General features: G+C 70.1%; 26 protein-coding genes. 21 read left to right on the forward strand and 5 right to left on the reverse strand.

The annotated features are described in order from the left end of the window. The first annotated feature begins 160 nt into the window (after window positions 1-160). Together rpmE and prfA are read left to right on the forward strand one after the other, a co-directional pair. Window positions 161-376, forward strand: a complete 216-nt coding sequence (gene rpmE / locus PT931_RS16815; RefSeq protein ID WP_197007320.1) for a 50S ribosomal protein L31 — start codon at window positions 161-163, stop codon at window positions 374-376. A gap of 146 nt (window positions 377-522) precedes the next feature. After that, window positions 523-1,608: a peptide chain release factor 1 gene (prfA, locus tag PT931_RS16820; RefSeq protein WP_456246673.1), complete on the forward strand. Its 1,086-nt coding sequence runs from the start codon at window positions 523-525 to the stop codon at window positions 1,606-1,608. A gap of 3 nt (window positions 1,609-1,611) precedes the next feature. Here prfA and PT931_RS16825 read toward each other — a convergent pair whose 3' ends face one another. Further along, window positions 1,612-3,141 carry a GGDEF domain-containing protein gene (locus PT931_RS16825; protein WP_363728173.1) on the reverse strand — a complete coding sequence of 510 codons (1,530 nt, stop codon included), beginning with the start codon at window positions 3,139-3,141 and terminating at the stop codon, window positions 1,612-1,614. A 72-nt stretch (window positions 3,142-3,213) separates the two neighbouring features. Here PT931_RS16825 and prmC point away from each other — a divergent pair, with 72 nt between their 5' ends. From prmC to PT931_RS16905, 16 genes are all read left to right on the forward strand, one after another. Beyond that, the gene (gene prmC / locus PT931_RS16830; protein ID WP_456246674.1) at window positions 3,214-4,032 is read left to right on the forward strand and encodes a peptide chain release factor N(5)-glutamine methyltransferase; all 819 of its coding nucleotides are present in this window, start codon (window positions 3,214-3,216) and stop codon (window positions 4,030-4,032) included. After that, window positions 4,029-4,727 carry an L-threonylcarbamoyladenylate synthase gene (locus PT931_RS16835; RefSeq protein ID WP_456246675.1) on the forward strand — a complete coding sequence of 233 codons (699 nt, stop codon included), beginning with the start codon at window positions 4,029-4,031 and terminating at the stop codon, window positions 4,725-4,727. Before prmC ends, PT931_RS16835 begins: the two co-directional genes overlap by 4 nt. Further along, window positions 4,727-5,374, forward strand: a complete 648-nt coding sequence (locus tag PT931_RS16840; protein WP_456246863.1) for an L-threonylcarbamoyladenylate synthase — start codon at window positions 4,727-4,729, stop codon at window positions 5,372-5,374. Before PT931_RS16835 ends, PT931_RS16840 begins: the two co-directional genes overlap by 1 nt. 70 nt (window positions 5,375-5,444) lie before the next feature. Next, the gene (locus PT931_RS16845) at window positions 5,445-6,029 is read left to right on the forward strand and encodes an arsenate reductase/protein-tyrosine-phosphatase family protein (protein WP_456246676.1); all 585 of its coding nucleotides are present in this window, start codon (window positions 5,445-5,447) and stop codon (window positions 6,027-6,029) included. A gap of 10 nt (window positions 6,030-6,039) precedes the next feature. Further along, entirely contained in the window at window positions 6,040-6,456 is a 417-nt protein-coding gene (locus PT931_RS16850) for a hypothetical protein (protein ID WP_456246677.1), read from the forward strand. A 132-nt stretch (window positions 6,457-6,588) separates the two neighbouring features. Beyond that, window positions 6,589-6,813, forward strand: a complete 225-nt coding sequence (locus tag PT931_RS16855) for an AtpZ/AtpI family protein (RefSeq protein WP_363728178.1) — start codon at window positions 6,589-6,591, stop codon at window positions 6,811-6,813. Between the two features lie 32 nt (window positions 6,814-6,845). After that, window positions 6,846-7,628 carry a F0F1 ATP synthase subunit A gene (gene atpB / locus PT931_RS16860; RefSeq protein WP_456246678.1) on the forward strand — a complete coding sequence of 261 codons (783 nt, stop codon included), beginning with the start codon at window positions 6,846-6,848 and terminating at the stop codon, window positions 7,626-7,628. 69 nt (window positions 7,629-7,697) lie between these two features. Then, window positions 7,698-7,928, forward strand: a complete 231-nt coding sequence (gene atpE / locus PT931_RS16865) for an ATP synthase F0 subunit C (protein ID WP_456246679.1) — start codon at window positions 7,698-7,700, stop codon at window positions 7,926-7,928. A 30-nt stretch (window positions 7,929-7,958) separates the two neighbouring features. After that, window positions 7,959-8,498, forward strand: a complete 540-nt coding sequence (locus PT931_RS16870; RefSeq protein WP_456246680.1) for a F0F1 ATP synthase subunit B — start codon at window positions 7,959-7,961, stop codon at window positions 8,496-8,498. Next, on the forward strand, window positions 8,498-9,322 hold the full coding sequence (locus PT931_RS16875; RefSeq protein WP_456246681.1) for a F0F1 ATP synthase subunit delta: 825 nt from the start codon (window positions 8,498-8,500) through the stop codon (window positions 9,320-9,322). Before PT931_RS16870 ends, PT931_RS16875 begins: the two co-directional genes overlap by 1 nt. Before the next feature lie 74 nt (window positions 9,323-9,396). Then, window positions 9,397-11,046 (forward strand): F0F1 ATP synthase subunit alpha, encoded by a 1,650-nt coding sequence (gene atpA / locus PT931_RS16880; protein ID WP_456246682.1) that lies wholly within the window; start codon window positions 9,397-9,399, stop codon window positions 11,044-11,046. A gap of 9 nt (window positions 11,047-11,055) precedes the next feature. Then, window positions 11,056-11,994: a F0F1 ATP synthase subunit gamma gene (locus PT931_RS16885; protein WP_456246683.1), complete on the forward strand. Its 939-nt coding sequence runs from the start codon at window positions 11,056-11,058 to the stop codon at window positions 11,992-11,994. Further along, window positions 11,994-13,418, forward strand: coding sequence for a F0F1 ATP synthase subunit beta (gene atpD, locus PT931_RS16890; RefSeq protein ID WP_456246684.1), 1,425 nt, complete (start codon window positions 11,994-11,996; stop codon window positions 13,416-13,418). The genes PT931_RS16885 and atpD overlap by 1 nt, the downstream gene beginning before the upstream one ends. A 105-nt stretch (window positions 13,419-13,523) precedes the next feature. Next, entirely contained in the window at window positions 13,524-14,129 is a 606-nt protein-coding gene (locus tag PT931_RS16895; RefSeq protein ID WP_456246685.1) for an HIT family protein, read from the forward strand. A gap of 92 nt (window positions 14,130-14,221) precedes the next feature. Then, a complete protein-coding gene (locus PT931_RS16900) occupies window positions 14,222-14,509 on the forward strand; it encodes a F0F1 ATP synthase subunit epsilon (protein WP_363728187.1) in 288 nt (95 codons plus the stop codon). Between the two features lie 17 nt (window positions 14,510-14,526). Beyond that, window positions 14,527-14,946, forward strand: a complete 420-nt coding sequence (locus PT931_RS16905) for a DUF2550 domain-containing protein (protein WP_456246686.1) — start codon at window positions 14,527-14,529, stop codon at window positions 14,944-14,946. Between the two features lie 65 nt (window positions 14,947-15,011). Here PT931_RS16905 and PT931_RS16910 read toward each other — a convergent pair whose 3' ends face one another. Continuing rightward, the gene (locus PT931_RS16910) at window positions 15,012-15,809 is read right to left on the reverse strand and encodes an ABC transporter permease (protein ID WP_456246687.1); all 798 of its coding nucleotides are present in this window, start codon (window positions 15,807-15,809) and stop codon (window positions 15,012-15,014) included. Next, window positions 15,806-16,768: an ATP-binding cassette domain-containing protein gene (locus PT931_RS16915; RefSeq protein WP_456246688.1), complete on the reverse strand. Its 963-nt coding sequence runs from the start codon at window positions 16,766-16,768 to the stop codon at window positions 15,806-15,808. Before PT931_RS16915 ends, PT931_RS16910 begins: the two co-directional genes overlap by 4 nt. 32 nt (window positions 16,769-16,800) lie before the next feature. Between PT931_RS16915 and PT931_RS16920 the strand changes: the two genes are divergently transcribed. After that, window positions 16,801-17,709: a GNAT family N-acetyltransferase gene (locus PT931_RS16920; RefSeq protein WP_456246689.1), complete on the forward strand. Its 909-nt coding sequence runs from the start codon at window positions 16,801-16,803 to the stop codon at window positions 17,707-17,709. 21 nt (window positions 17,710-17,730) lie between these two features. On the opposite strand, the gene PT931_RS16925 is transcribed toward PT931_RS16920, so the two are convergent. Beyond that, on the reverse strand, window positions 17,731-18,306 hold the full coding sequence (locus PT931_RS16925; RefSeq protein ID WP_456246690.1) for a cob(I)yrinic acid a,c-diamide adenosyltransferase: 576 nt from the start codon (window positions 18,304-18,306) through the stop codon (window positions 17,731-17,733). Between the two features lie 26 nt (window positions 18,307-18,332). Here PT931_RS16925 and murA point away from each other — a divergent pair, with 26 nt between their 5' ends. Next, a complete protein-coding gene (gene murA, locus PT931_RS16930; RefSeq protein WP_456246691.1) occupies window positions 18,333-19,625 on the forward strand; it encodes a UDP-N-acetylglucosamine 1-carboxyvinyltransferase in 1,293 nt (430 codons plus the stop codon). Window positions 19,626-19,707: 82 nt separating this feature from the next. Here murA and PT931_RS16935 read toward each other — a convergent pair whose 3' ends face one another. Beyond that, window positions 19,708-20,055, reverse strand: coding sequence for a hypothetical protein (locus PT931_RS16935; protein WP_456246692.1), 348 nt, complete (start codon window positions 20,053-20,055; stop codon window positions 19,708-19,710). Between the two features lie 147 nt (window positions 20,056-20,202). On the opposite strand from PT931_RS16935, the gene PT931_RS16940 reads away from it, so the two are divergent. Further along, window positions 20,203-21,054, forward strand: a complete 852-nt coding sequence (locus PT931_RS16940; protein ID WP_456246693.1) for a 3-hydroxyacyl-CoA dehydrogenase family protein — start codon at window positions 20,203-20,205, stop codon at window positions 21,052-21,054. Window positions 21,055-21,114 lie beyond the last annotated feature (60 nt).

A 21,114-nucleotide genomic window follows, 5' to 3' on the forward strand; every position in this document is an offset into this window, starting at 1 on the left:
CGAGTCTGCCCGATCACAGCTTCCGGGGCCAGTGCATTAGGCCACCCCTCACGGCCTGGAATAGCCACCCCATGGCAGACTGTTACATCGGCCAGGTACCGGTTCCCGCCCCGCGAACCCGCGAAGGCGACCCGGCGACCACATCGAGAGGACCCGCGCTATGCGTAAGGACATTCACCCGGAGTACGTCGCGACCGAGGTCGTGTGCTCCTGTGGCAGCACCTTCTCCACCCGCAGCACCGTCAAGGGCGGCTCGCTGCACGTTGAGACGTGCTCGGCCTGCCACCCGTTCTACACCGGCAAGCAGCGGATCCTCGACACCGGTGGTCGGATCGCGAAGTTCCAGAAGAAGTACGCGAAGACCGCCGCCAAGTAGCTTCACCGACGCCGCCCACCCCGTACTTTCGGGGTGGGCGGCGTTCTCGTATCCCTGATGCCCGAAAAGTCCCGCCCGAGCCCCGGCCCGGAGTCCCGCCCCACATTCCGCCCCGAGCCCCGCCCCAGCCGTCACAGGAGTCACGCATGAGCACGGACAGGCTTTCCTCGCTGCTCGCCGAGCACGCCGACCTGGAAAAGCAGCTCTCCGACCCGGCGATCCACGCCGACCAGGCCCTCGCGCGCCGCGTCGGCCGCCGGTACGCGGAGCTCAACGGCATCGCCGCCGCCGCCAAGGAGCTGGAGCAGGTCCGCGAGGACCTCGCCGCCGCGCAGGAGATGGCCGGCGAGGACGAGGGGTTCGCGGCCGAGGCCGTCGAGCTGGCAGAGCGGATCCCGGGGATCGAGGAGAAGCTGTCCGAGCTGCTCCTGCCGCGCGACCCGAACGACGCCAAGGACGTGATCATCGAGATCAAGGGCGGCGAGGGCGGCGAGGAGGCGGCCCTGTTCGCCGGGGACCTGCTGCGGATGTACCTGAGGTACGCGGAGAAGCACGGCTGGGTCGCGGAGGTCATCGACGCCGAGAACACCGACCTGGGCGGCTTCAAGGACGTCTCCGTGGCGGTGAAGACCAAGGGCGTGCCCGAGGACGGCCGCGGCGTGTGGTCCCGGCTGAAGTACGAGGGCGGCGTGCACCGGGTGCAGCGGGTGCCGGCGACCGAGTCGCAGGGCCGGATCCACACCAGCGCGGCCGGCGTCCTGGTGCTCCCGGAGGCCGAGGAGGTGGACATCGAGATCAACCAGGGCGACCTGCGGATCGACGTGTACCGGTCCGGCGGCCCCGGCGGCCAGTCCGTCAACACCACCGACTCGGCGGTGCGGATCACGCACATCCCGACCGGGGTGGTCGTGAGCTGCCAGAACGAGAAGTCCCAGCTCCAGAACAAGGAGTCGGCGATGCGGGTGCTGCGCGCCCGGCTGCTGCTGCACGCCCAGGAGCAGGCCAACGCCGAGGCGTCCGACGTGCGCAAGTCGCAGGTCCGCACGATGGACCGCTCCGAGCGGATCCGGACCTACAACTACCCGCAGAACCGGATCTCCGACCACCGGATCGGCTTCACGGCGTACAACCTGGACCTGGTCCTCAACGGGGAGCTCGACGGGGTGCTGGACGCGCTGTCGACGGCCGACCGGGAGGCGCGGATCGCGGGCGAGGAGTTCGGCCGCAAGTAGCGGCTACGCCGAGTGTCGCAGCCACTCCCTGGCTGCGACGCCCTCGGCGGGCTTCTCCTTGGCGCGCAGCATCGCCACGTCCGCGCTGGTGAACGCCGAGGCGACGGTGTCCACCCCGTTCGTCTCCGACCACCCGATGGTCACCCCGACCGGCGTCCCGGGCACCAGCGCGTCCCAGTCCTCGGCGGTGATCGCGGCGGCCACCCGGGCGGCGATCTCGTGCGCCTCGGCGATCTGGGTCTCGGGCAGCACCAGCACGAACTCGTCGCCGCCGTACCGGGCCACGAAGTCCCCGCGCCGGATCACCTTGTGCAGGATCCCGGCGATCCGCTGGAGCACCGCGTCGCCCGCGAGGTGCCCGTGGTTGGTGTTGATGGCCTTGAACTTGTCGAGATCCACGACGCCGAGGATGGCCGGCTGGCCGCGCTGGGCCATGGTCGTGACGTAGTGCTCGAGGTGCCGGCGGTTCGGCAGGCCGGTGAGCGGGTCGGTGAGCGCCTGCCCGTGGTACTGCGCGACGGTGCGGCGCAGGTCCGCGTGGTCCAGCCAGGCGGCGACCCCGTCGACGAACAGGTCGCGGATCTTGTCGTGGTGCGAGGAGGCGAGCCGGAAGGCGTGCCGGTCCTCCCGATACGCGGCGGCCGGGTCGTTGGCCCGCAGGTGGGCCAGGGCGCGCAGCCGGCGGGGCTCGGCGGGGCCGAGGGTGTCGGGGGAGACCTCGAGGGTGCCGAGCCGGACGAGGGCCTCGATGGGCCGGCCGTCGGCGATGGTCAGGCACACGTCGCCGAGGTGACGCAGCTCACGTGAACGGACGCTGTCGCCGACGTGCCGCAGCAGCCGGGCGGCGTCCACCTCGATGGGTTCGCCGAGGGCGGCGAGCCGGGCCGCCGCGTACCCGAAGTTGCCCTGGATCGTGGGGCGCAGCCGGGGGACGGCGCCGGACTCCACGTACCGCCACAGCTCCGCGTACACGTCGCGCAGGACGCGCAGGCAGCCGTCGGTGTCCCCGGTGTGGTCGAGCGCCACGGCGAGCCGCAGCCGCACCCTGGGCGTGGCCAGCTCCTCCTCGGGCACGCCGACCTCGGCGCCGACCTCGCGGGAGCGTTCGATGGCGCCGAGGGCGTGGCCGTGGAAGCCGATGTACGAGTACGCCATGGCGAGGTTGTGCCAGCCCAGGGCGGTGTCGACGTTGGCGGGCGCGACCGAGGACAGGGCGCGGGCGCTGCGCACGAGGTGCGTGACGCAGTTGTCGAGGGAGCCCTGCACGTGGGCGACTATCGCGGCGATGGCGTGGGCGCGGCCGTACAGCGTGGGGTCGTACCAGTCCTTGAGGGCCGCGAACACCGCGTCGACCGCCTGGGCGCACTCGACGGTGCGGCCGAGATTCACCAGAGCTGACAGGCGGAGCACCAGGGCGCTGGCCCGCTCCTCGGGATCGAGGGTGCTGTTGGCGAGGCGTTCCGCGAGGGTCGAGGCCTCGGCGGACCGGTTCGCGCGCAGCAGTCTGCGGATGCGCTCGATGGTGGAGGCCACGCTATACCCCCCTTCCGGTCCGGCTCTTGGGGCTGCAGTGATGATTATGGGGTGTACGGAGCGGGTAAGGACATGCCCAGACGGCTGATCGCGGAGGCGACTTCACGTCTGAGGGCTGCCGGGGTGCCGTCAGCCAGGGTGGATGCGGAGCTACTTGCGGCTTATGTACTGGATGTCCCACGGGGCAGACTGGTACTCGTCGACGAGTTCCCTCCCTCGTTGGTCGCGCGTTTCGAGGAACTGGTCGCCCGGCGGGCCGAGCGGATACCGCTCCAGCATCTCACCGGCCGGGCGGACTTCGCCGGGCTGGAGCTCGCGGTCGGGCCCGGCGTCTTCGTGCCGCGCCCCGAGACCGAGCTGCTGGTCGAGTGGGGACTGTCCAAGGTCCGGACGGGGATCGCCGTGGACCTGTGTTCGGGGTCCGGGGCCATCGCGTGCGCCGTTGCACGGACGGTCCCTGTCGTCTTCGCCGTGGAGCGCGACCCCGACGCGTTGCCGTGGCTCCACCGCAACACCCAAAATACATCGGTCACGGTGGTACCGGGTGACGCGACCGATCCGTCCACCCTGGCCGAACTCGACGGCACAGTGGACCTTCTGCTGACGAATCCGCCGTATGTGCCCACCACAGAGGCCTTGCCGCCCGAGGTGATCGACCACGATCCGGCCGTCGCGCTGTTCGGCGGAGCGGACGGACTGTCGGTCATCCGTCCGCTCTTGGTGCGCGCGGCGCGCCTGATGCGTCCCGGGGGATGGTTTGGTATGGAACACGACGACCAGCACGGCGAGTCGGTACCGGAGCTGATGCGGGCCTCGGGCGACTGGGAAGAGATCACCGCGCACCGGGACCTCGCCGGCCGGCCGCGCTTCGCGACGGGGAGGCGGGCATGACCGGAACAGGACCGGACGACGGCACGGCGCAGGACCCCGGCACGGGGCAGGACACCGGCCACCCGCGGGACGACGCGCCCGCACGGGACGAGGGCACCGACCACGAGGGGGCGGTCGCGGCCCTGCTGCGCGGCGAACTGGTGGTCATGCCGACGGACACCGTCTACGGCCTCGCCGCCGACCCCTTCGACAAGGCCGCCGTCGACCGGCTGCTGACGGCGAAGGGCCGGGGCCGGGAGAAGCCCTCCGGGGTGCTGATCGGCACCTGGGACCAGCTCGACCTGGTCGCCGCCCCGCTCGCCCCGGTCGCGCGGGCGCTGGCGGAACGGTTCTGGCCGGGCGCGCTGTCCCTGGTCGTCCCGCAGGCCGATGACCTCGGCTGGGACCTCGGCGAGACCGGCGGCACGGTCATGGTCCGGATGCCCGCCGACCCCGTGGCCCGCGAGCTGCTGACCCTGGCCGGCCCCCTGGCCGTGTCCAGCGCCAACCTGCACGGCGAGCCCGCCGCGACCACGGCGGAGGAGGCCCGGCGCCAGCTCGGGACCAGGGCGGCGGTCTACGTCGACAGCGGCCCGGCGGCCATCGGTACGCCCTCGACGATCGTCCGGTGCGTCGGCGACTCCTACGAGGTGCTGAGACTCGGGGCCGTGACCGTGGAGGAGATCGCGGCGGTCGTGCGAGACTTGCGCACGTGATGCTCTACGACTGCGCCAAGCTGGCCGAGCGGGACCGTGGACTGACGGCGGCCGTCGAGGCGGTGAAGCGCGGCGACCTGGTCGTCTTCCCCACCGACACGGTGTACGGGCTGGGCTGCGACGCCTTCAAGTCCTGGTCCGTCGGCACCCTGCTGCGCGCCAAGGGCCGGGGCCGCGACGTGCCGCCCCCGGTGATGGTCGGTTCCCGGCAGATGCTCGACGGCCTGGTCTACGGGCTGCCGTCCGCCGCCCGGGACCTGGTCGAGGCGTTCTGGCCCGGCCCGCTGACGATCCTCGTCGAGCACGCGCCCAGCCTGGACTGGGACCTCGGCGACACCGACGGCGTGATCCAGGTCCGGATGCCGCTGCACCCGGTGGCCCTGGAACTGCTCCGCGAGACCGGCCCGATGGCCGTGTCCAGCGCGAACAAGCCGTCCGACCCGGCCGCGGTGACCGCCGACGAGGCGCGGACCCAGTTCGGCTACGAGGTCAGCGTGTACCTGGAGGCCGGCGCCGCCCCCGAGCAGCTCACCTCCACGATCGTGGACTGCACCCACACGACGCCGCGGATCCTGCGGGTGGGCGCGCTGTCGCTGGACCAGCTCCGCGAGGTGGCCCCCGACCTGGCGGACGAAGACCAGGAATGAGCGAGCTTGTCGGGCTCATCGGTGACTCAGGGCCGGGGTCGCCGGTAGTCGAGCGAAGCGAGGCGGCCGCGTGACCCCTTTCTCGGTACTCCACGTGTGCGTCGGCAACATCTGCCGCTCCCCGATGGCCGAACGGCTGCTCCTCACGGCCCTCGGCCCGCACGCCGGCCTGGTCTACAGCCACAGCGCCGGCACGGGCGGCTGGCACCGGGGCGAGCCGATGAACCCGCCCGCCGCCCGCCAGGTGCTGGCCCGGGGCGGGGACACCGACGGCTTCGGGGCCCGGCAGCTCACCGTCGGGCACATCGAGGGCTCCGACCTGGTGCTGACCGCGACGGTGGAGCAGTACGACCACGTGCTGAACCTCAGCCCGACCGCCGCGAACCGGACATTCGTGCTCGGACAGTTCGGCCGGCTGCTCGCCGGGCGCGCGGGGGAGCTGCCGGACTTCACCGGGGACGCGGAGTCGCTGTACGCCCGGGGAGTGGCGCTCGTCACCGCCGTGGACGCGCTGCGCGGGGCCTCCCGACCGGTACCCGCCGACGATCTCGCCGACCCCTACGGCCTGGACGACCGCACCTACGCCCGCACCGCCGATGAGATCGAGTCCACGCTGCGGCCGCTGGCCGGGGCCCTCCTCGGAGGCTCCGCGTAGAATCGCCGGCATGATTACCCGTGCCGCGCTGTCCCGGCGCCTCCGGCATCTGCCGACCGCCCTCGCAGCCAGCGGCGCGGCCCTCGCCGTCGCCTCCCTCGCCGGCCTGATCTTCCAGGGTCCCGTCGGCGCGGCCGGCGCGGCGGCCGGCGTCGGTCTGGTCAGCGTCGGCTACGTGCTGTCGCACCTGATCATCGCCTGGACGGACGCGGTGAACCGCAAGATGCTGCTGCCCGTCGGGCTCACGGTCTACTCGGTGAAGTTCATCCTGCTGGGCATCTGGCTGGCGGCGCTGAAGGACACACATTGGGCGGGGCTCAACGCGATGGCGTTCAGCATGGTCGGCGCGGTCATCGTGTGGACCACCGCACAGGCGGTGTGGACGTGGAAGGCCCGCATCCCGTACGTCGAAATCGAACCGAGTTAGTAGACTGTTCGTGTTTACGCAACCCGCATGAGCCCGCGATGTGAGCGGGGTTACGGTGGGATTCTGCGTACCGGCAGTTCGCCGGGGGTCGATGTCACTCATCCGACCCTCGGCTGATATCGTCTGCGCGTCATGACCGACAACCCAGAGCCGCCGAAGCGCCCCAGCTCAGCTGATGGCGCGAACGTCGGCTGGGCCGCCGTCGGGTACCTGATCTCCGGAATCGGGATCTGGGGCTTCCTCGGCTGGATCGTCGATCGCTGGCTGGATGTGCCCAAGCACTTCGGCATGATGATCGGCATGTTGATCGGTATGGCCGGGGCGATCTACCTGGTCGTCAAGAAGCTTGGCGCGTAAGCGCTTCTGTCCCGACAACGAAGGATGGTGCGGTGAGCGTCTCGATCCTCGCCAAGGAAGATCTTCCGTGGCCGCCGAAGGTCGAAGACTTCTACCTCGACCCGCTCGTGGGCACCGACCCGTGGGTCACGAAGTTCACGATCATGATGTGGATCGCGGTCGCGGGCCTGATCGTGCTGTTCGCTGTCGCGCTGCGTAAGCCGAAGGTCGTCCCCACCAAGGGCCAGTGGATCGCCGAGTCCGTGATGGAGTTCGTGCGCGGTGGCATCGGCCGGGAGATCATCGGCCCGAAGGGCGACCGGTTCGTGCCGTACCTGACGGTGCTGTTCTGCTTCATCGTCTTCATGAACCTGTTCGGCATCATCCCGCTGGCGCAGATCTCGCCGATGACCCACATCGCGTTCCCGGTGGTCCTCGCGATCATCTCCTACGTGATGTACATCTTCGTCGGCATCCAGGCGCAGGGCCCGGGCAAGTTCTTCAAGAACCACCTGGTCCTGCCGGCGCCGTGGTACCTGCAGCCGCTGCTGCTCCCGATCGAGTTCTTCCAGAACTTCATCGTCCGGCCGGTCACGCTCTCGGTGCGTCTGTTCGCGAACATGTTCGCCGGCCACCTGATCCTGCTGGTGTTCACGCTCGGCGGATTCATGCTGATCAACGCCGGCACCGCTTTCACGTACGGCGTGTCCGTGGTCTCCTTCGCGATGGCCATCGCGATGACGCTGTTCGAGTTCTTCGTCGCGCTGCTGCAGGCGTACGTGTTCGTCCTGCTGACCGGCACCTGGCTCCAGGGCGCCCTCGCCGACGAGCACTAGGACTCAGCTAGACCCCCGTTAGCTGTTTCGCGTGAGAGTCACGCGAGATACTCCAGGAGGAATACCGAAATGACGCTTGCCGAACTCACCGGTGACATCAGCTCGATCGGCTACGGCCTCGCTGCCATCGGCCCCGGTATCGGTGTAGGCATCGTGTTCGCCGCCTACATCCAGGCGACGGCCCGTCAGCCCGAGTCCGCTGGCCTGACCCGCGCCTACCTGTTCATGGGCTTCGCGCTCTCCGAGGCGCTGGCGCTGTTCGGCCTCGCGCTCGCCTTCGTGTTCTCGAACCCGGCCTAACAACCGCTCCGCAAGGGAACGGGAGTTTCCATGATTATCGCTGCGAGTGAGCACAACCCGCTCATCCCGATCTGGCAGGAAATTGTCGTCGGGTCGATCGGCTTCGCCCTGCTGTGCTTCGTGCTGATGAAGTTCGTCTTCCCCAAGATGAACCAGGCGTACGAGGCACGGGTCGAGGCGATCGAGGGCGGCATCAAGCGCGCCGAGGTCGCCCAGGCGGAGGCCAACGGTCTGCTCGAGCAGTACCGTCAGCAGCTCGCCGAGGCCCGGACCGAGGCCGCGAGCATTCGCGACGAGGCCCGCGCCGACGCCGGTTCGATCAAGGACGACATCCTCGCCGCGGCGCAGGAGGAGCGCGACCGGATCATCTCGGTCGGGCGCGAGCAGCTCGCCGCGGACCGTCAGTCGCTCCTGCACGAGCTGCGGGGCGAGCTGGGCACGCTGTCCGTCGAGCTGGCCAGCCGCATCGTCGGTGAGTCCCTCGCGGACGAGGCTCGCAAGAAGGGCACCGTCGACCGGTTCCTGACCGAGCTGGAGAACAGCGACGCGTCTCCGGCCGGGCGGCGCTGATGCAGGCCGCCAGCCGGGAGTCGTACGCGACCGCCCGCGCCCAGCTCGACAGCTACGTCGCCTCCGCCTCGGCGGAGGACGTGGCCGCGAACGCTGGTGACGTGCTCGGGGTCGCCGCGCTGCTCGGCCGTGAGCCGGGCCTGCGTCGGGCCCTGTCCGACGCCAACCGGACCGGCACGGAGCGTTCGGCGCTGCTGAACCAGATCCTCGCCGGCAAGGTCGGCGCGGGTGCGGCGACGCTGCTCGGTGCTCTGGCCTCCGGCCTCTGGTCGCGGCCGACCGACCTGGTCAACGCGGCGGAGCGCCTCGGCGCCGAGTCGCTGCTGGCCAGCGCGGAGAAGTCCGGGCAGCTGGCCGACGTCGAGGACGAGCTGTTCCGGCTCGGCCAGGTCGTCGCCGGGGACTCGCGGCTCGCCGCGGCGGTCGCCGACACCACCGCCGAGCGGTCCCGCCGGGTCCAGCTCGTCAGCGACCTGCTGGCGGGCAAGGCCACGACGGTGACCGGCCGCCTCGCGGAGCTGGCCGTGGCCGGGTTCGAGGGTCGGAACTTCGACGGTTCGGTGACCAGGCTCGTCGAGCTGGCCGCCGAGCGGCGGAACCGGTCCGTGGCGTACGTCACGGTCGCCATCCCGCTGACCGACGAGCAGGAACGGCGCCTCGTCGCCGAGCTGGCCCGCCGGTACGGTCGGGAGATCACCGCCAAGGTGACCGTCGATCCGGAGATCCTGGGTGGCATCAGCGTCCGGGTCGGTCACGACCTGTACGACGGCACCATCCTCCGGCGGCTCGCCGAGACCCGCAACGCCCTCGCCGGGCGCAACTAAGCGACCTTCACGCCTAGCGTCTGGGCCGTTGAACGCCGAGTCGCTAACGACCCGATGAATAGAGGAACCTGAAGATGGCCGAGCTGACCATCTCGTCGGAGGAGATCCGGGGCGCTCTGGAGCGCTACGTCTCCTCCTACAAGCCGGAGATCTCCCGCGAGGAGGTCGGCACCGTCGCCGAGGCTGGCGACGGCATCGCCCGCGTCGCCGGTCTCCCGTCGACCATGGCCAACGAGCTCCTCGAGTTCGCGAACGGCTCCCTGGGCCTGGCGCTGAACCTCGACGTGCGCGAGATCGGCACCGTTATCCTCGGTAACGCCGAGGGCATCGAGGAGGGGCAGCCGGTCAAGCGCACCGGCCGAGTCCTCTCCGTCCCCGTCGGTGACGCGTTCCTCGGCCGGGTCGTCGACCCGCTGGGCAACCCGATCGACGGCCTGGGCGACATCGAGGCCGAGGGCTACCGCGAGCTGGAGCTGCAGGCTCCGACCGTCATGCAGCGGCAGTCCGTCAAGGAGCCGATGCAGACCGGTATCAAGGCGATCGACGCCATGATCCCGATCGGCCGTGGCCAGCGCCAGCTCATCATCGGCGACCGCAAGACCGGTAAGACCACGGTCGCGCTCGACACGATCATGAACCAGCGCGCCAACTGGCTGACCGGGGACCCGAAGCAGCAGGTCCGCTGCGTCTATGTCGCCACCGGCCAGAAGGCCTCCACGATCGCCTCCATCAAGGGCGCGCTCGAGGCGGCCGGGGCCATGGAGTACACGACGATCGTCGCCTCCCCGGCGTCGGACTCGGCGGGCTTCAAGTACCTGTCGCCGTACACCGGCTCGGCCATCGGCCAGCACTGGATGTACGCCGGCAAGCACGTCCTCATCGTGTTCGACGACCTGTCGAAGCAGGCTGAGGCGTACCGCTCGGTGTCCCTGCTCCTCCGCCGCCCGCCGGGCCGTGAGGCGTACCCGGGTGACGTCTTCTACTTGCACTCGCGTCTGCTCGAGCGGTGCGCGAAGCTGTCCGACGAGCTCGGTGGCGGTTCGATGACCGGTCTGCCGATCATCGAGACCAAGGGCAACGACATCTCGGCGTACATCCCGACCAACGTGATCTCGATCACCGACGGTCAGATCTTCCTCGAGCAGGACCTGTTCAACCAGGGTGTCCGCCCCGCGATCAACGTCGGTACCTCGGTGTCCCGCGTCGGTGGTTCGGCCCAGGTCAAGGCCATCCGCGGCGTCTCCGGCCGACTGCGCGTCGACCTCGCCCAGTTCCGTGAGCTGGAGGCCTTCTCGGCCTTCGCCTCCGACCTGGACCGGGCGTCCCGCGCGCTGCTGGACAAGGGCGTGCGCCTGGTCGAGCTGCTCAAGCAGGGCGTCGGCCAGCCGGTCGCCGTCGAGGAGCAGGTCGTCTCGATCTGGTCGGGTACGACGAACAAGCTCGACGACATCTCGGTCTCCGAGGTCCGTCGCTTCGAGTCCGAGTTCATCCAGTACCTGCGGCACTCGCACAAGGACCTCCTGAGCGGCATCGCCACCACGAAGCTGCTGTCCGACGACGCCGTCGCGGAGCTGGAGAAGGCCATCGAGCGCTTCAAGCAGATGTTCCTCGCCGCCGACGACGCGATCGTGCCGAACGCGGCCGCCGAGGCGCAGGCCGCTCTTGAGGCCGAGGGCCGCGAGTCCGTCACGCGCTACACGGCCGCCCCGGTCGAGAAGAAGTAGGGCTGCGCGATGGCTGCCAATGTCGGTGCTCTGAATCGCCGGATCCGTTCGGTCAAGGCGACGAAGAAGATCACCAAGGCGCAGGAGCTCGTCGCCACCAGCCGGATCGCCAAGGCGCAGGCCCGGGTGGCGGCTTCGCTGCCGTACGCCCGGTCCATCACCGGGGTGCTCACCGCGCTGGCCACCAACACCAGCAACATCGACAACCCCCTGCTGACCCCGCGCGAGCGGGTTCGGCGGGCGGGGGTGCTCGTCGTCACGAGTGACCGTGGTCTGTGCGGTGGCTACAACGCCAACGCGATCCGGACCGCGGAGCAGCTGATGACGAAGCTCCGGTCGGAGGGCAAGGAGCCGGTGCTGTACGTGACGGGCCGCAAGGGCCTCGCGTACTACAAGTTCCGCAACCGCGCGGTGGCCGCGAGCTGGTCCGGTTTCTCCGAGCAGCCCACGTTCGCCGACGCCCGCGAGATCGGGGTGACGCTGATCCAGGCGTTCACCCACGGCGCGGACGACGGCGACGACCACGCGGGCAGCGACGGCGTGCTGGGTGTCGACGAGTTGCACATCGTCTACACGCAGTTCAAGTCGCTGATGACCCAGATCCCGGAGGCCAAGATCATTGGCCCGATGGAGGTCCAGGAGAAGCCGCGCGACGCGGACGCGGAGCTGCTGCCGGCGTACGAGTTCGAGCCGGAGGCTGAGGTGCTTCTGGACGCTTTGCTGCCGAAGTACATCAACACCCGAATCTACGCGGCGCTGCTCGACGCGGCGGCGAGTGAGTCGGCCGCTCGGCGGAAGGCCTGCAAGGCCGCGACAGACAACGCCGATGACATGGTCCAGAACCTGACGCGGATCCGTAACTCCGCGCGACAGGCTGCGATCACCCAGGAGATCAGTGAGATCGTCGGCGGCGCCAACGCGCTAGCGGCGGCAGGGAGTGAAGTGTGATGACCACTGCTGTAGAGAGCAAGACCGGCGTGGGCCGCGTTGTCCGGGTCATCGGCCCGGTCGTCGACGCTGAGTTCCCGCGCACCGAGATGCCGGAGATCTTCAACGCTCTGCACATCGACGTGGAGCTGGCCGGCGGTAAGAAGACCCTGACCCTCGAGGTCGCCCTGCACCTGGGTGACGGCATGGTCCGGGCCATCTCGATGCAGCCGACCGATGGTCTGGTCCGGGGCGCCGAGGTGCGCGACACGGGCTCGATGATCTCGGTGCCCGTCGGCGACGTCACCAAGGGCAAGGTCTTCAACGCCATCGGCGAGTGCATGAACCAGCCCGAGGCCGAGTTCGGCGAGCGTTGGGGCATCCACCGGAAGGCCCCGGCCTTCAAGGACCTCGAGCCGAAGACCGAGATGCTGGAGACCGGCATCAAGGTGCTCGACCTGCTCGCCCCGTACGTCAAGGGCGGCAAGATCGGCCTGTTCGGTGGTGCCGGTGTCGGCAAGACCGTTCTGATCCAGGAGATGATCGTCCGGGTCGCCAACAACTTCGGTGGCACCTCGGTGTTCGCCGGTGTCGGTGAGCGCACCCGTGAGGGTAACGACCTGATCGCCGAGATGACCGAGTCCGAGGTCATCGACAAGACCGCCCTGGTCTTCGGCCAGATGGACGAGCCGCCGGGTACCCGTCTGCGGGTCGCCCTGTCGGCGCTGACGATGGCCGAGTACTTCCGGGACGTCGCGAACCAGGAGGTGCTGCTCTTCATCGACAACATCTTCCGGTTCACCCAGGCGGGTTCCGAGGTCTCGACCCTGCTGGGCCGGATGCCGTCGGCCGTGGGTTACCAGCCCACCCTGGCGGACGAGATGGGCGAGCTCCAGGAGCGGATCACCTCCGTCCGGGGCAAGGCCATCACGTCGATGCAGGCGATCTACGTGCCCGCTGACGACTACACCGACCCCGCTCCGGCGACCGCGTTCACGCACCTGGACGCGACCACCAACCTCGAGCGGTCGATCTCCGACAAGGGCATCTACCCGGCCGTGGACCCGCTGGCGTCCTCGTCCCGGATCCTCGCCCCGGAGATCGTCGGCGCCGAGCACTACGCGGTGGCGGCCGAGGTCAAGCAGATCCTCCAGCGGTACAAGGACCTGCAGGACATCATCGCCATCCTCGGTATGGACGAGCTGTCCGAAGAGGACAAGATCGTGGTCGGTCGCGCCCGTCGGATCGAGCGCTTCCTGTCGCAGAACACCTTCGTCGCCAAGCAGTTCACCGGCGTCGACGGGTCCTACGTCCCGATCAAGGAGACGGTCGACGCGTTCAAGCGGATCGCCGCTGGCGAGTTCGACCACTTCCCGGAGCAGGCGTTCTTCATGTGCGGTGGCCTCGAGGACCTCGAGCGCAACGCCGCGGAGCTGATGAAGTAACTGTTTCACCCGAGAAGGGCCCGGCCGCCGTTGGTGGTCGGGCCCTTTTCCGACGGGTACGCAACGGGGCGGCCCCGCCCGGCACCGGCCGCTATTCTGCTGATCATGACTGAGACGCCCACCCCCAGCGCCTATGTCCAGCGGCTCCCGATCGGCGAGCCCATCCCGTTCCCGGCCGAGGGCATCCCGAACTGGGACATCTTCCCGTTCGAGGGGGAGATTCGGGTCAAGTCGCTGGAGCCGCCGGTGCTGCCGGAACCGCCCCGGCACGGTGAGGTCCCGGCCGACTGCCGGTGCGTCGCCGGCCTGCCGGAGAACACGATCTGGTCGGACGACAACTGGGTCGTGCTCCGGATGTGGGAGGCCCCGTCGCTGCCGGCGATCGTGATGCTCAAGCCCCGGGCCCACCACGACCTCGACGACCTGCCGGCGCACCTGTCCGCCGAGCTGGGCCCGGTCATGCAGCGGGTGGAGAAGGCGGTCATGGGGCTGGGCGGCATCGCCCGGGTGCACGTCAACAAGTGGGGCGACGGCGGGGCGCACCTGCACTGGTGGTTCTTCGGCCGGCCCGAGGGCATGATCCAGCTGCGGGGTACGTGCCTGCCGCTCTGGGACGACGTGCTCCCGGTGGTACCCGTCGAGGAATGGCACGAGACGAACCGGAAGATAGCGGCGGCGCTGGCCGTGGGTGGTGGCAGCGCTCACATCTAGCCTTTCCGCAGGCCGACCCGATTCTGCGAAAGCGCCCGCCGCCCAGTAGGATCGACCTCGTTCCCCGTCTTCGCGCGTAGGAGTGTCGTCAAGTGGCGAAGAAGCTGCACGTAGAGCTTGTGGCCGTTGAAGAGAAGGTCTGGACCGGCGAGGCCGAGATGGTCAGCGCCCGGACGACCGAGGGTGAACTCGGCGTTCTCCCGGGGCACGCCCCCCTCCTCGGCCAGCTGGCCGAGCCGGGCGAGGTAGTGATCAAGGGCACGGAGACCGGTGACCTGGTGTTCACGGTCAACGGCGGCTTCCTCTCGGTCACGTCCGAGGGGGTCACGGTCCTCGCGGAGTCGTGTGCCCCCGCCGCTGCCAAGTCGGCCGCGCACTAACCCCGGGCCGGACGCCGATGCGAGTGGTCATAGCGATCGGGATCGGCGTCCTGGCCCTGCTGTGTCTGCTCGCCCTGCTCTTCCTCCGCCGCCTCGTGATCTCCCGGGGCGGCGGAACTGTCGACATGTCCATCCGGCTCACCTCCAGCGTGGCGGGCCGGGGCTGGGCGGTCGGGATGGGCCAGTTCGCGGGCAAGGAACTCCGGTGGTACCGGCTGTTCAGCCTCGCCCCCAACCCGCGCCGGATCCTGCTCCGCCCCGAGCTGACCGTGGTGTCCAAGCGGTCGCCGGACGAGTCCGAGCAGCTCGCGATGCCGGCCGGCAGCGTCATCCTCCAGCTGAACAGCGGCCGGGGCCCGGTGGAGATCGCCATCGCGGACGCGGCGCTCACGGGCTTCCTGAGCTGGTTGGAAGCGGCGGGTCCGGGCCGGGGCTGAGCCCCGGGCGACAGCGAGAGGCCCCGCACCACCGCCCCGGGGCGGCCGCGCGGGGCCCGGTACCCCTAACGCGACGCCGACTGCCGGTACTTGCGGATCGACAGCGGCACGAAGACGACGAGGATCAGCAGGATCCAGCCCACGGCCAGGAGTACGGGGTGCTCCCCGGTGAACCCCGGCGGCCGTTGCAGCCCCGCGTTGCCCCACAGGTCCCGCAGCGCCAGCACGATGGAGCTGATCGGGTTCCAGTCCGCCACGTACTGCAGCACCTTCGGCAACGTCGCCGTCGGGATGAACGCGTTGGACAGGAACGTCAGCGGGAACATCCAGATGAACCCGGCGCTCTGGGCCACCTCGACGGTCTTCACCGACAGGCCGATCAGCGCGGACACCCAGCTCATGGCGTAGCCGAAGCCGAACAGGATCGCGAAGCCGGCGAGGCCGCGCAGGATGCCGTCGTGGATCCGCCAGCCGACGAGCAGGCCGCAGGCGGACATGACCAGTACCACGAAGACGTTGTTGAGCAGGTCGGACGTCGTCCGGCCGATGAGCACGGCGGCCCGGGACATGGGCAGGGACCGGAACCGGTCGATGGTGCCCTTCTGCAGGTCCTCGGCGAGCCCGATGGCGGTGATGGCGGCCCCGAAGGCCACGGTCTGGGTGAAGATGCCGGCCATCAGGTATTCCTTGTAGTTCACCCCCTCGACCTTGATCGCCCCGCCGAACACGTAGGCGAACAGCAGCACGAACATGATCGGCTGGATGGTGGAGAAGATCACCAGGTCCGGGATCCGCCGGAACTTGATCAGGTTGCGTTTCGCGACGACCCAGCCGTCGGTGAGCGCCATGACCACCGGGTTCACGCGGTCACCTCCTCGTCGGTCGTGGCCCGTTCGCCGGTGAGCTGCATGAACACGTCGTCCAGGGTGGGTCGGTGCACGGCCAGGTCCACGGGTTCGACCCCGGTGGCGTCGAGTTCGCGGACGGCGGCGACCAGGGCCGGCGCGCCCCGGGTGACGGAGACGGAGACCTGGTGCGTCTCCGCGTCGACCCGCGGTTCGCCGTTGCCCACCCCGCGCATGATCGGCACGGCCAGGTTGAGGTCGGCCGCGTTGCGCAGCGTGAGCGCCAAGCGTTCGCCGCCGACCGCGCGCTTCAGTTCGTCCGGGGTGCCGTGCGCGATGGAGCGGCCGTGGTCGATCACCACGATGTCGTCGCAGAGCTGGTCGGCCTCCTCCAGGTACTGCGTCGTCAGCAGCACCGTCGCACCCTGTTTCACCCGCTCACCGATGACGTCCCACATGCCCAGCCGGCTGCGCGGGTCGAGCCCGGTGGTGGGCTCGTCCATGAAGATGACCGGGGGCCGGGCGACCAGCGCGCCGGCCAGGTCGAGCCGGCGGCGCATGCCCCCGGAGTACGTCTTCACGGGACGGTTGGCGGCGTCGGTGAGGTCGAACCGTTCGAGCAGCTCCAGGGCGCGGGCCTTGGCGGTCTTCTTGCCCAGGTGGTAGAGGCGGCCGATCATCTCCAGGTTCTCGTACCCGGTCAGGTACTCGTCCACGGCCGCGTACTGTCCGGACAGTCCCATGATGCGCCGCACCTGTTGCGGGTGCGCGAGTACGTCGATGCCCGCGACGGAGACGGTTCCCGCGTCGGGGCGTAGCAGGGTGGTCAGAATGCGGACGGCCGTCGTCTTTCCGGCGCCGTTCGGGCCGAGCAGCCCGAACACGGTGCCCTCCGGGACGGCCAGGTCCAGGCCATCGAGTGCCGTGAGCTGCCCATAGGTCTTGACCAGCCCCTCAGCCATGATCGTCGGGGTCATGCGGGTAAGCGTATGCCGGCTAAGGTGACCCGATGACCGAATTTCATATTCTCGCCGACGACTCCGTCTGGCGTGCGCATTGGGAGCAGCGGGTCGCGGCACGGCACGCTGAGGCGGGCCTGCCGGCGGGCTCGCGGGAACAGCGGGTCACCTGGGCGCGGGCGCACCGGGACCGCGCGCTGCGGCCGGTCGTCGCGGCGGTGCACGATGGTCAGACGCCCGTCGGGTACGTGGCCGTCGGGCTGAACGGCGACAACGCCCGGATCGACGACATCTGGATCGACCCCGGCCACCGGGGCAGGGGCCACGGCCGGGCGGCTCGGGCGTGGGCGGAGAACTGGGCCCGCGAACAGGGCGCCGACCGGGTCTTCGTGCAGGCGTTGCAGCCCACCCGGCTGTTCGACGACATTCCGCTGCGCGCGCAGACGATGGCGAAGGCGCTGGGCGCGGCGCCGGAGCTGCCGGCCGGGGTGCTGGGGCGGCCGATGACGGCGGAGGAGTACCCGGCGTGGCTGGAGGTCGACATCCTCGGCTACCTGGCCGACATCGTGAACTCCGGCAGCATGGAGCCCGAGGCGGCCCGGCGCAAGGCCGACGAGGACTTCGCGGCGCTGCTCCCGCAGGGTCTGGACACTCCGGACAACACCCTGTGGACGATCGAGGCGGGCGGCGAGGGGGTGGCCTTCATCTGGCTGAAGCACCACAGCTCCGCCGGCCAGAGCTTCGTGTACTCGGTGTCGGCGTCCCCCGCCCACCGCGGCAAGGGCTACGGCCGGGCGGCGATGCTGCTCGGCGAGCGGGCGACCCTGGAGGCGGGCGACGAGGCGCTGCTGCTCAACGTGTTCGGCCACAACCGGGTCGCCATCAACCTGTACGACAGCCTCGGCTACGTGGTGCTCGACCAGTCCCGCTCGACGGACCCGACCACCGGGACCTCCTAGGGCGGTGCGGTGCCGGGCGGCCTAGAGTCCGCCGCCCGGCACCCACTTCACGTCCCCGTCGGGGTTGGCCACCCGGCCGAGGATGAAGAGCAGATCCGACAGCCTGTTCAGGTACTTCGCGGCCAGCACGTTCGTCCGCTCCGGGTCGACCTCGATCAGCGCCCACACCCGGCGCTCGGCCCGGCGGGACACGGTGCGCGCCTGGTGCAGCAGCGCGGCGGCCGGGGTGCCGCCGGGCAGGATGAAGGAGTCGAGCTTCGCCAGCCGCCCGTTGAACTCGTCGCACCAGCCCTCGAGCCGGGTGACGTAGGCCTCGGTGACGCGCAGCGGCGGGTACGCCGGGTTCTCGGTGATCGGGTTGCACAGGTCGGCGCCCACGTCGAACAGGTCGTTGTTGACCTGGGTCAGGACGGCGCGCACGTCGTCGGCCGGGTTGCCGAGGGTGAGCACCAGGCCGATGACGGCGTTGGTCTCGTCCGTGTCGGCGTACGCCTCGATCCGGGGGTCGGTCTTGGGCACCCGGGAGAAGTCACCGAGGCCGGTGCTCCCCGCGTCGCCGGTCTTCGTGTAGATGCGGGTGAGGTGGACTCCAGACATGCGGCCAGCATACGTAGTCTGGGCGGGTGGATCTGATCAGAGTGCACGGCGGGGTCCGGCTGTCCGGCGACGTGTCCGTGGTCGGCGCGAAGAACTCCGCGCTGAAACTGATGGCCGCCGCCCTGCTCGCCGAGGGCCGCACCGTCCTGCACAACGTCCCCCGGATCACCGATGTCGCGATCATGGCCGAGGTGCTCCGCCGGCTCGGCTGCGCCGTGGAGCTGGTGACCGTCGACGACCGGTGTTGCGCCGTCACGATCGACTCTCCGGCCGAACTGGGCGTCGAGGCCGACTACGACCTGGTCCGCCGCCTGCGGGCCTCCATCTGCGTCCTGGGGCCGCTGCTGGCCCGCCGGGGGCATGTCCGGGTGGCGCACCCGGGCGGTGACGAGATCGGTTCGCGCGGGCTCGACATGCACGTGTCCGGGCTGGCCCGGATGGGCGCGACGATCACCAACGAGCACGGCTACGTGATCGCGAAGGCCACCCGGCTGCGCGGCGCGATGATCTGGCTGGACTTCCCGAGCGTCGGCGCGACGGAGAACCTGCTGACGGCGGCCGTGCTGGCCCAGGGCTCCACCCAGATCGACAACGCCGCCCGCGAGCCGGAGATCGTCGACCTGTGCGCGATGCTCACCGCGATGGGCGCGAAGATCGACGGCGCGGGTACGGCGACCCTGGTCATCGAGGGCGTCGACGCGCTGTCCCCGGTCGTCCACCACACGATCGGCGACCGGATCGTGGCCGGCACCTGGGCGTTCGGGGCCGCGATGACCCGGGGCGACGTGACGGTGCACGGCATCGACCCGACGTTCCTGGAGCTGGCCCTGGACAAGCTCGGTCAGGCCGGCGCGGAGGTCACCGGGGTCGCCGACGGTTTCCGGGTCCGGATGTCGGGCCGGCCGCGCGCCGTGGACGTGCGGACCCTGCCGTTCCCGGGTTTCGCCACGGACCTGCTGCCGATGGCGATGGGGCTCGCGGCGGTCAGCGACGGGGCGTCCCTGATCACGGAGAACATCTTCGACGGCCGGTTCATGTTCGTGAACGAGATGTCCCGGCTCGGCGCGGACATCCGGACGGACGGCCACCACGCGGTGGTCCGGGGCCGGGAGCGGCTGTCGGGGGCCCCGGTGCGGGCCACGGACATCCGGGCCGGCGCGGGGCTGGTGCTGGCCGGGCTGTGCGCCGACGGCGTCACCGAGGTGGGTCAGAGCCACCACATCGACCGGGGGTACCCGGGGTTCCTCACCGACCTGCGCGGCCTGGGCGTGACCGTGGAGCGCGGGGTGGCCCCGGCCGACGCCGAGTTCGACATCTGACGGGTACGGCGGGCCGGGCGCTCCGGCGGGGCGCGCGGCGGCCGCACGGTCTGCCGGCGCGGGTCGGCACCCCCGGGGCGGTCTAGCCCAGTACCCGCCTGGCCTGGTCCAGTTCGTCGTCGAAGACGAGGACCCGTACCCGGCCGTCCGGTTCGATCACCACCGTCGTGCGGATGTTGACCAGCGCCAGGGCATCACGCAGGGTGTCCGCCGCGGCCGGTCCGTTCACGATCGCCACGTCGCGCAGCAGCCCGTAGTCCCGGGTTCCGGGGGGCCACGGCGCGTCGTCCCAGGCGATCCAGTCGACGTCCTGCGGGGCGATCCGCTGCTCCGCCCGGAACGCCCAGCGCAGTATCAGCGCGAGGCCGCCGAGTACCGAGAAGGCGATCAGCGGGCCCGCGACCAGGGATAGACTCTCCGACCCAGGCACACACTCAGTGTGACATTTCGCGTACTCACCGCGCAGCTACTCGGCCCACCTGAGTGACCGTTCAGTAGGTGGGCACAATAGGGTCAGGGGGCACCCGGGCACTGGCTCACGGCTACCCCGGGACACGCTGACGAGAGGGGTACGGACATGGCGGGGCGACTCGCGGTGATCGGTGCGGGCCTGATGGGTTCCGGCATCGCGCAGGTGGCGGCTCAGGCCGGCTGGCAGGTGACGCTCCGCGACCTCACCGACCAGGCGACGGCGCGCGGACTGGCCGGGATCGAGGCCTCGCTGACCAAGTTCGCGGCGAAGGGCAAGATCTCCGAGAACGACGCGCACGCCGCGCTCGGCCGGATCTCCACGACGACGGACCTCGGCGACGCCGCCGACGCCGACATCGTGGTGGAGGCCGTCTTCGAGCAGCTCGAGGTCAAGCAGGAGATCTTCCGGGCCCTCGACAAGATCTGCAAGCCGGGCGCGGTGCTGGCCACCAACACCTCGGCCATCCCGATCACCCAGATCGCGGCGGTCACCGAGCGGCCCGAGTGGGTGGTGGGGACGCACTTCTTCTCGCCGGTACCCATGATGAAGCTCTGCGAACTCGTCCGGGGTTTCAAGACCTCCGACGAGGCGCTGGCGACCGCGCGGGCCTTCGCCGAGGAGATCGGCAAGACCTGCATCGTGGTGAACCGCGACATCGCCGGCTTCGTCACCACCCGCCTGATCACCGCCCTGGTGATGGAGGCCGTGAAGCTGGTCGAGACCGGGGTCGTGTCCGCCGAGGACCTCGACGTCGCCTGCAAGCTGGGCTTCGGGCACGCGATGGGCCCGCTGGCGACCACGGACCTGACCGGGGTGGACATCCTCACCAACGCGACGCGGAACATCTTCGCGGAGACCAACGACCCGAAGTTCTTCCCGCCGGAGCTGCTCCTGCGCATGATCGCGGCCGGTGACCTGGGCCGCAAGACCGGCAAGGGCTTCTACGAGTACGAGTAGCGCGGCGCCGCGGGCCGCACCTCCTCCGACGGGGTGCGGCCCGCGGCGTGTCTTCCGGAC

Source organism: Longispora urticae (assembly GCF_053902585.1).

What these genes read in the sequence shown, in the direction of transcription:
- rpmE (WP_197007320.1), top strand. Translation starts at nt 161, where the DNA reads ATGCGTAAGGACATTCACCCGGAGTACGTCGCGACCGAGGTCGTGTGC.
- prfA (WP_456246673.1), top strand. Translation starts at nt 523, where the DNA reads ATGAGCACGGACAGGCTTTCCTCGCTGCTCGCCGAGCACGCCGACCTG.
- prmC (WP_456246674.1), top strand. Translation starts at nt 3,214, where the DNA reads ATGCCCAGACGGCTGATCGCGGAGGCGACTTCACGTCTGAGGGCTGCC.
- PT931_RS16835 (WP_456246675.1), top strand. Translation starts at nt 4,029, where the DNA reads ATGACCGGAACAGGACCGGACGACGGCACGGCGCAGGACCCCGGCACG.
- PT931_RS16840 (WP_456246863.1), top strand. Translation starts at nt 4,727, where the DNA reads ATGCTCTACGACTGCGCCAAGCTGGCCGAGCGGGACCGTGGACTGACG.
- PT931_RS16850 (WP_456246677.1), top strand. Translation starts at nt 6,040, where the DNA reads ATGATTACCCGTGCCGCGCTGTCCCGGCGCCTCCGGCATCTGCCGACC.
- PT931_RS16855 (WP_363728178.1), top strand. Translation starts at nt 6,589, where the DNA reads ATGACCGACAACCCAGAGCCGCCGAAGCGCCCCAGCTCAGCTGATGGC.
- atpE (WP_456246679.1), top strand. Translation starts at nt 7,698, where the DNA reads ATGACGCTTGCCGAACTCACCGGTGACATCAGCTCGATCGGCTACGGC.
- PT931_RS16870 (WP_456246680.1), top strand. Translation starts at nt 7,959, where the DNA reads ATGATTATCGCTGCGAGTGAGCACAACCCGCTCATCCCGATCTGGCAG.
- PT931_RS16875 (WP_456246681.1), top strand. Translation starts at nt 8,498, where the DNA reads ATGCAGGCCGCCAGCCGGGAGTCGTACGCGACCGCCCGCGCCCAGCTC.
- atpA (WP_456246682.1), top strand. Translation starts at nt 9,397, where the DNA reads ATGGCCGAGCTGACCATCTCGTCGGAGGAGATCCGGGGCGCTCTGGAG.
- PT931_RS16885 (WP_456246683.1), top strand. Translation starts at nt 11,056, where the DNA reads ATGGCTGCCAATGTCGGTGCTCTGAATCGCCGGATCCGTTCGGTCAAG.
- atpD (WP_456246684.1), top strand. Translation starts at nt 11,994, where the DNA reads ATGACCACTGCTGTAGAGAGCAAGACCGGCGTGGGCCGCGTTGTCCGG.
- PT931_RS16895 (WP_456246685.1), top strand. Translation starts at nt 13,524, where the DNA reads ATGACTGAGACGCCCACCCCCAGCGCCTATGTCCAGCGGCTCCCGATC.
- PT931_RS16905 (WP_456246686.1), top strand. Translation starts at nt 14,527, where the DNA reads ATGCGAGTGGTCATAGCGATCGGGATCGGCGTCCTGGCCCTGCTGTGT.
- PT931_RS16915 (WP_456246688.1), bottom strand. Translation starts at nt 16,768, where the DNA reads ATGACCCCGACGATCATGGCTGAGGGGCTGGTCAAGACCTATGGGCAG.
- PT931_RS16920 (WP_456246689.1), top strand. Translation starts at nt 16,801, where the DNA reads ATGACCGAATTTCATATTCTCGCCGACGACTCCGTCTGGCGTGCGCAT.
- PT931_RS16925 (WP_456246690.1), bottom strand. Translation starts at nt 18,306, where the DNA reads ATGTCTGGAGTCCACCTCACCCGCATCTACACGAAGACCGGCGACGCG.
- PT931_RS16940 (WP_456246693.1), top strand. Translation starts at nt 20,203, where the DNA reads ATGGCGGGGCGACTCGCGGTGATCGGTGCGGGCCTGATGGGTTCCGGC.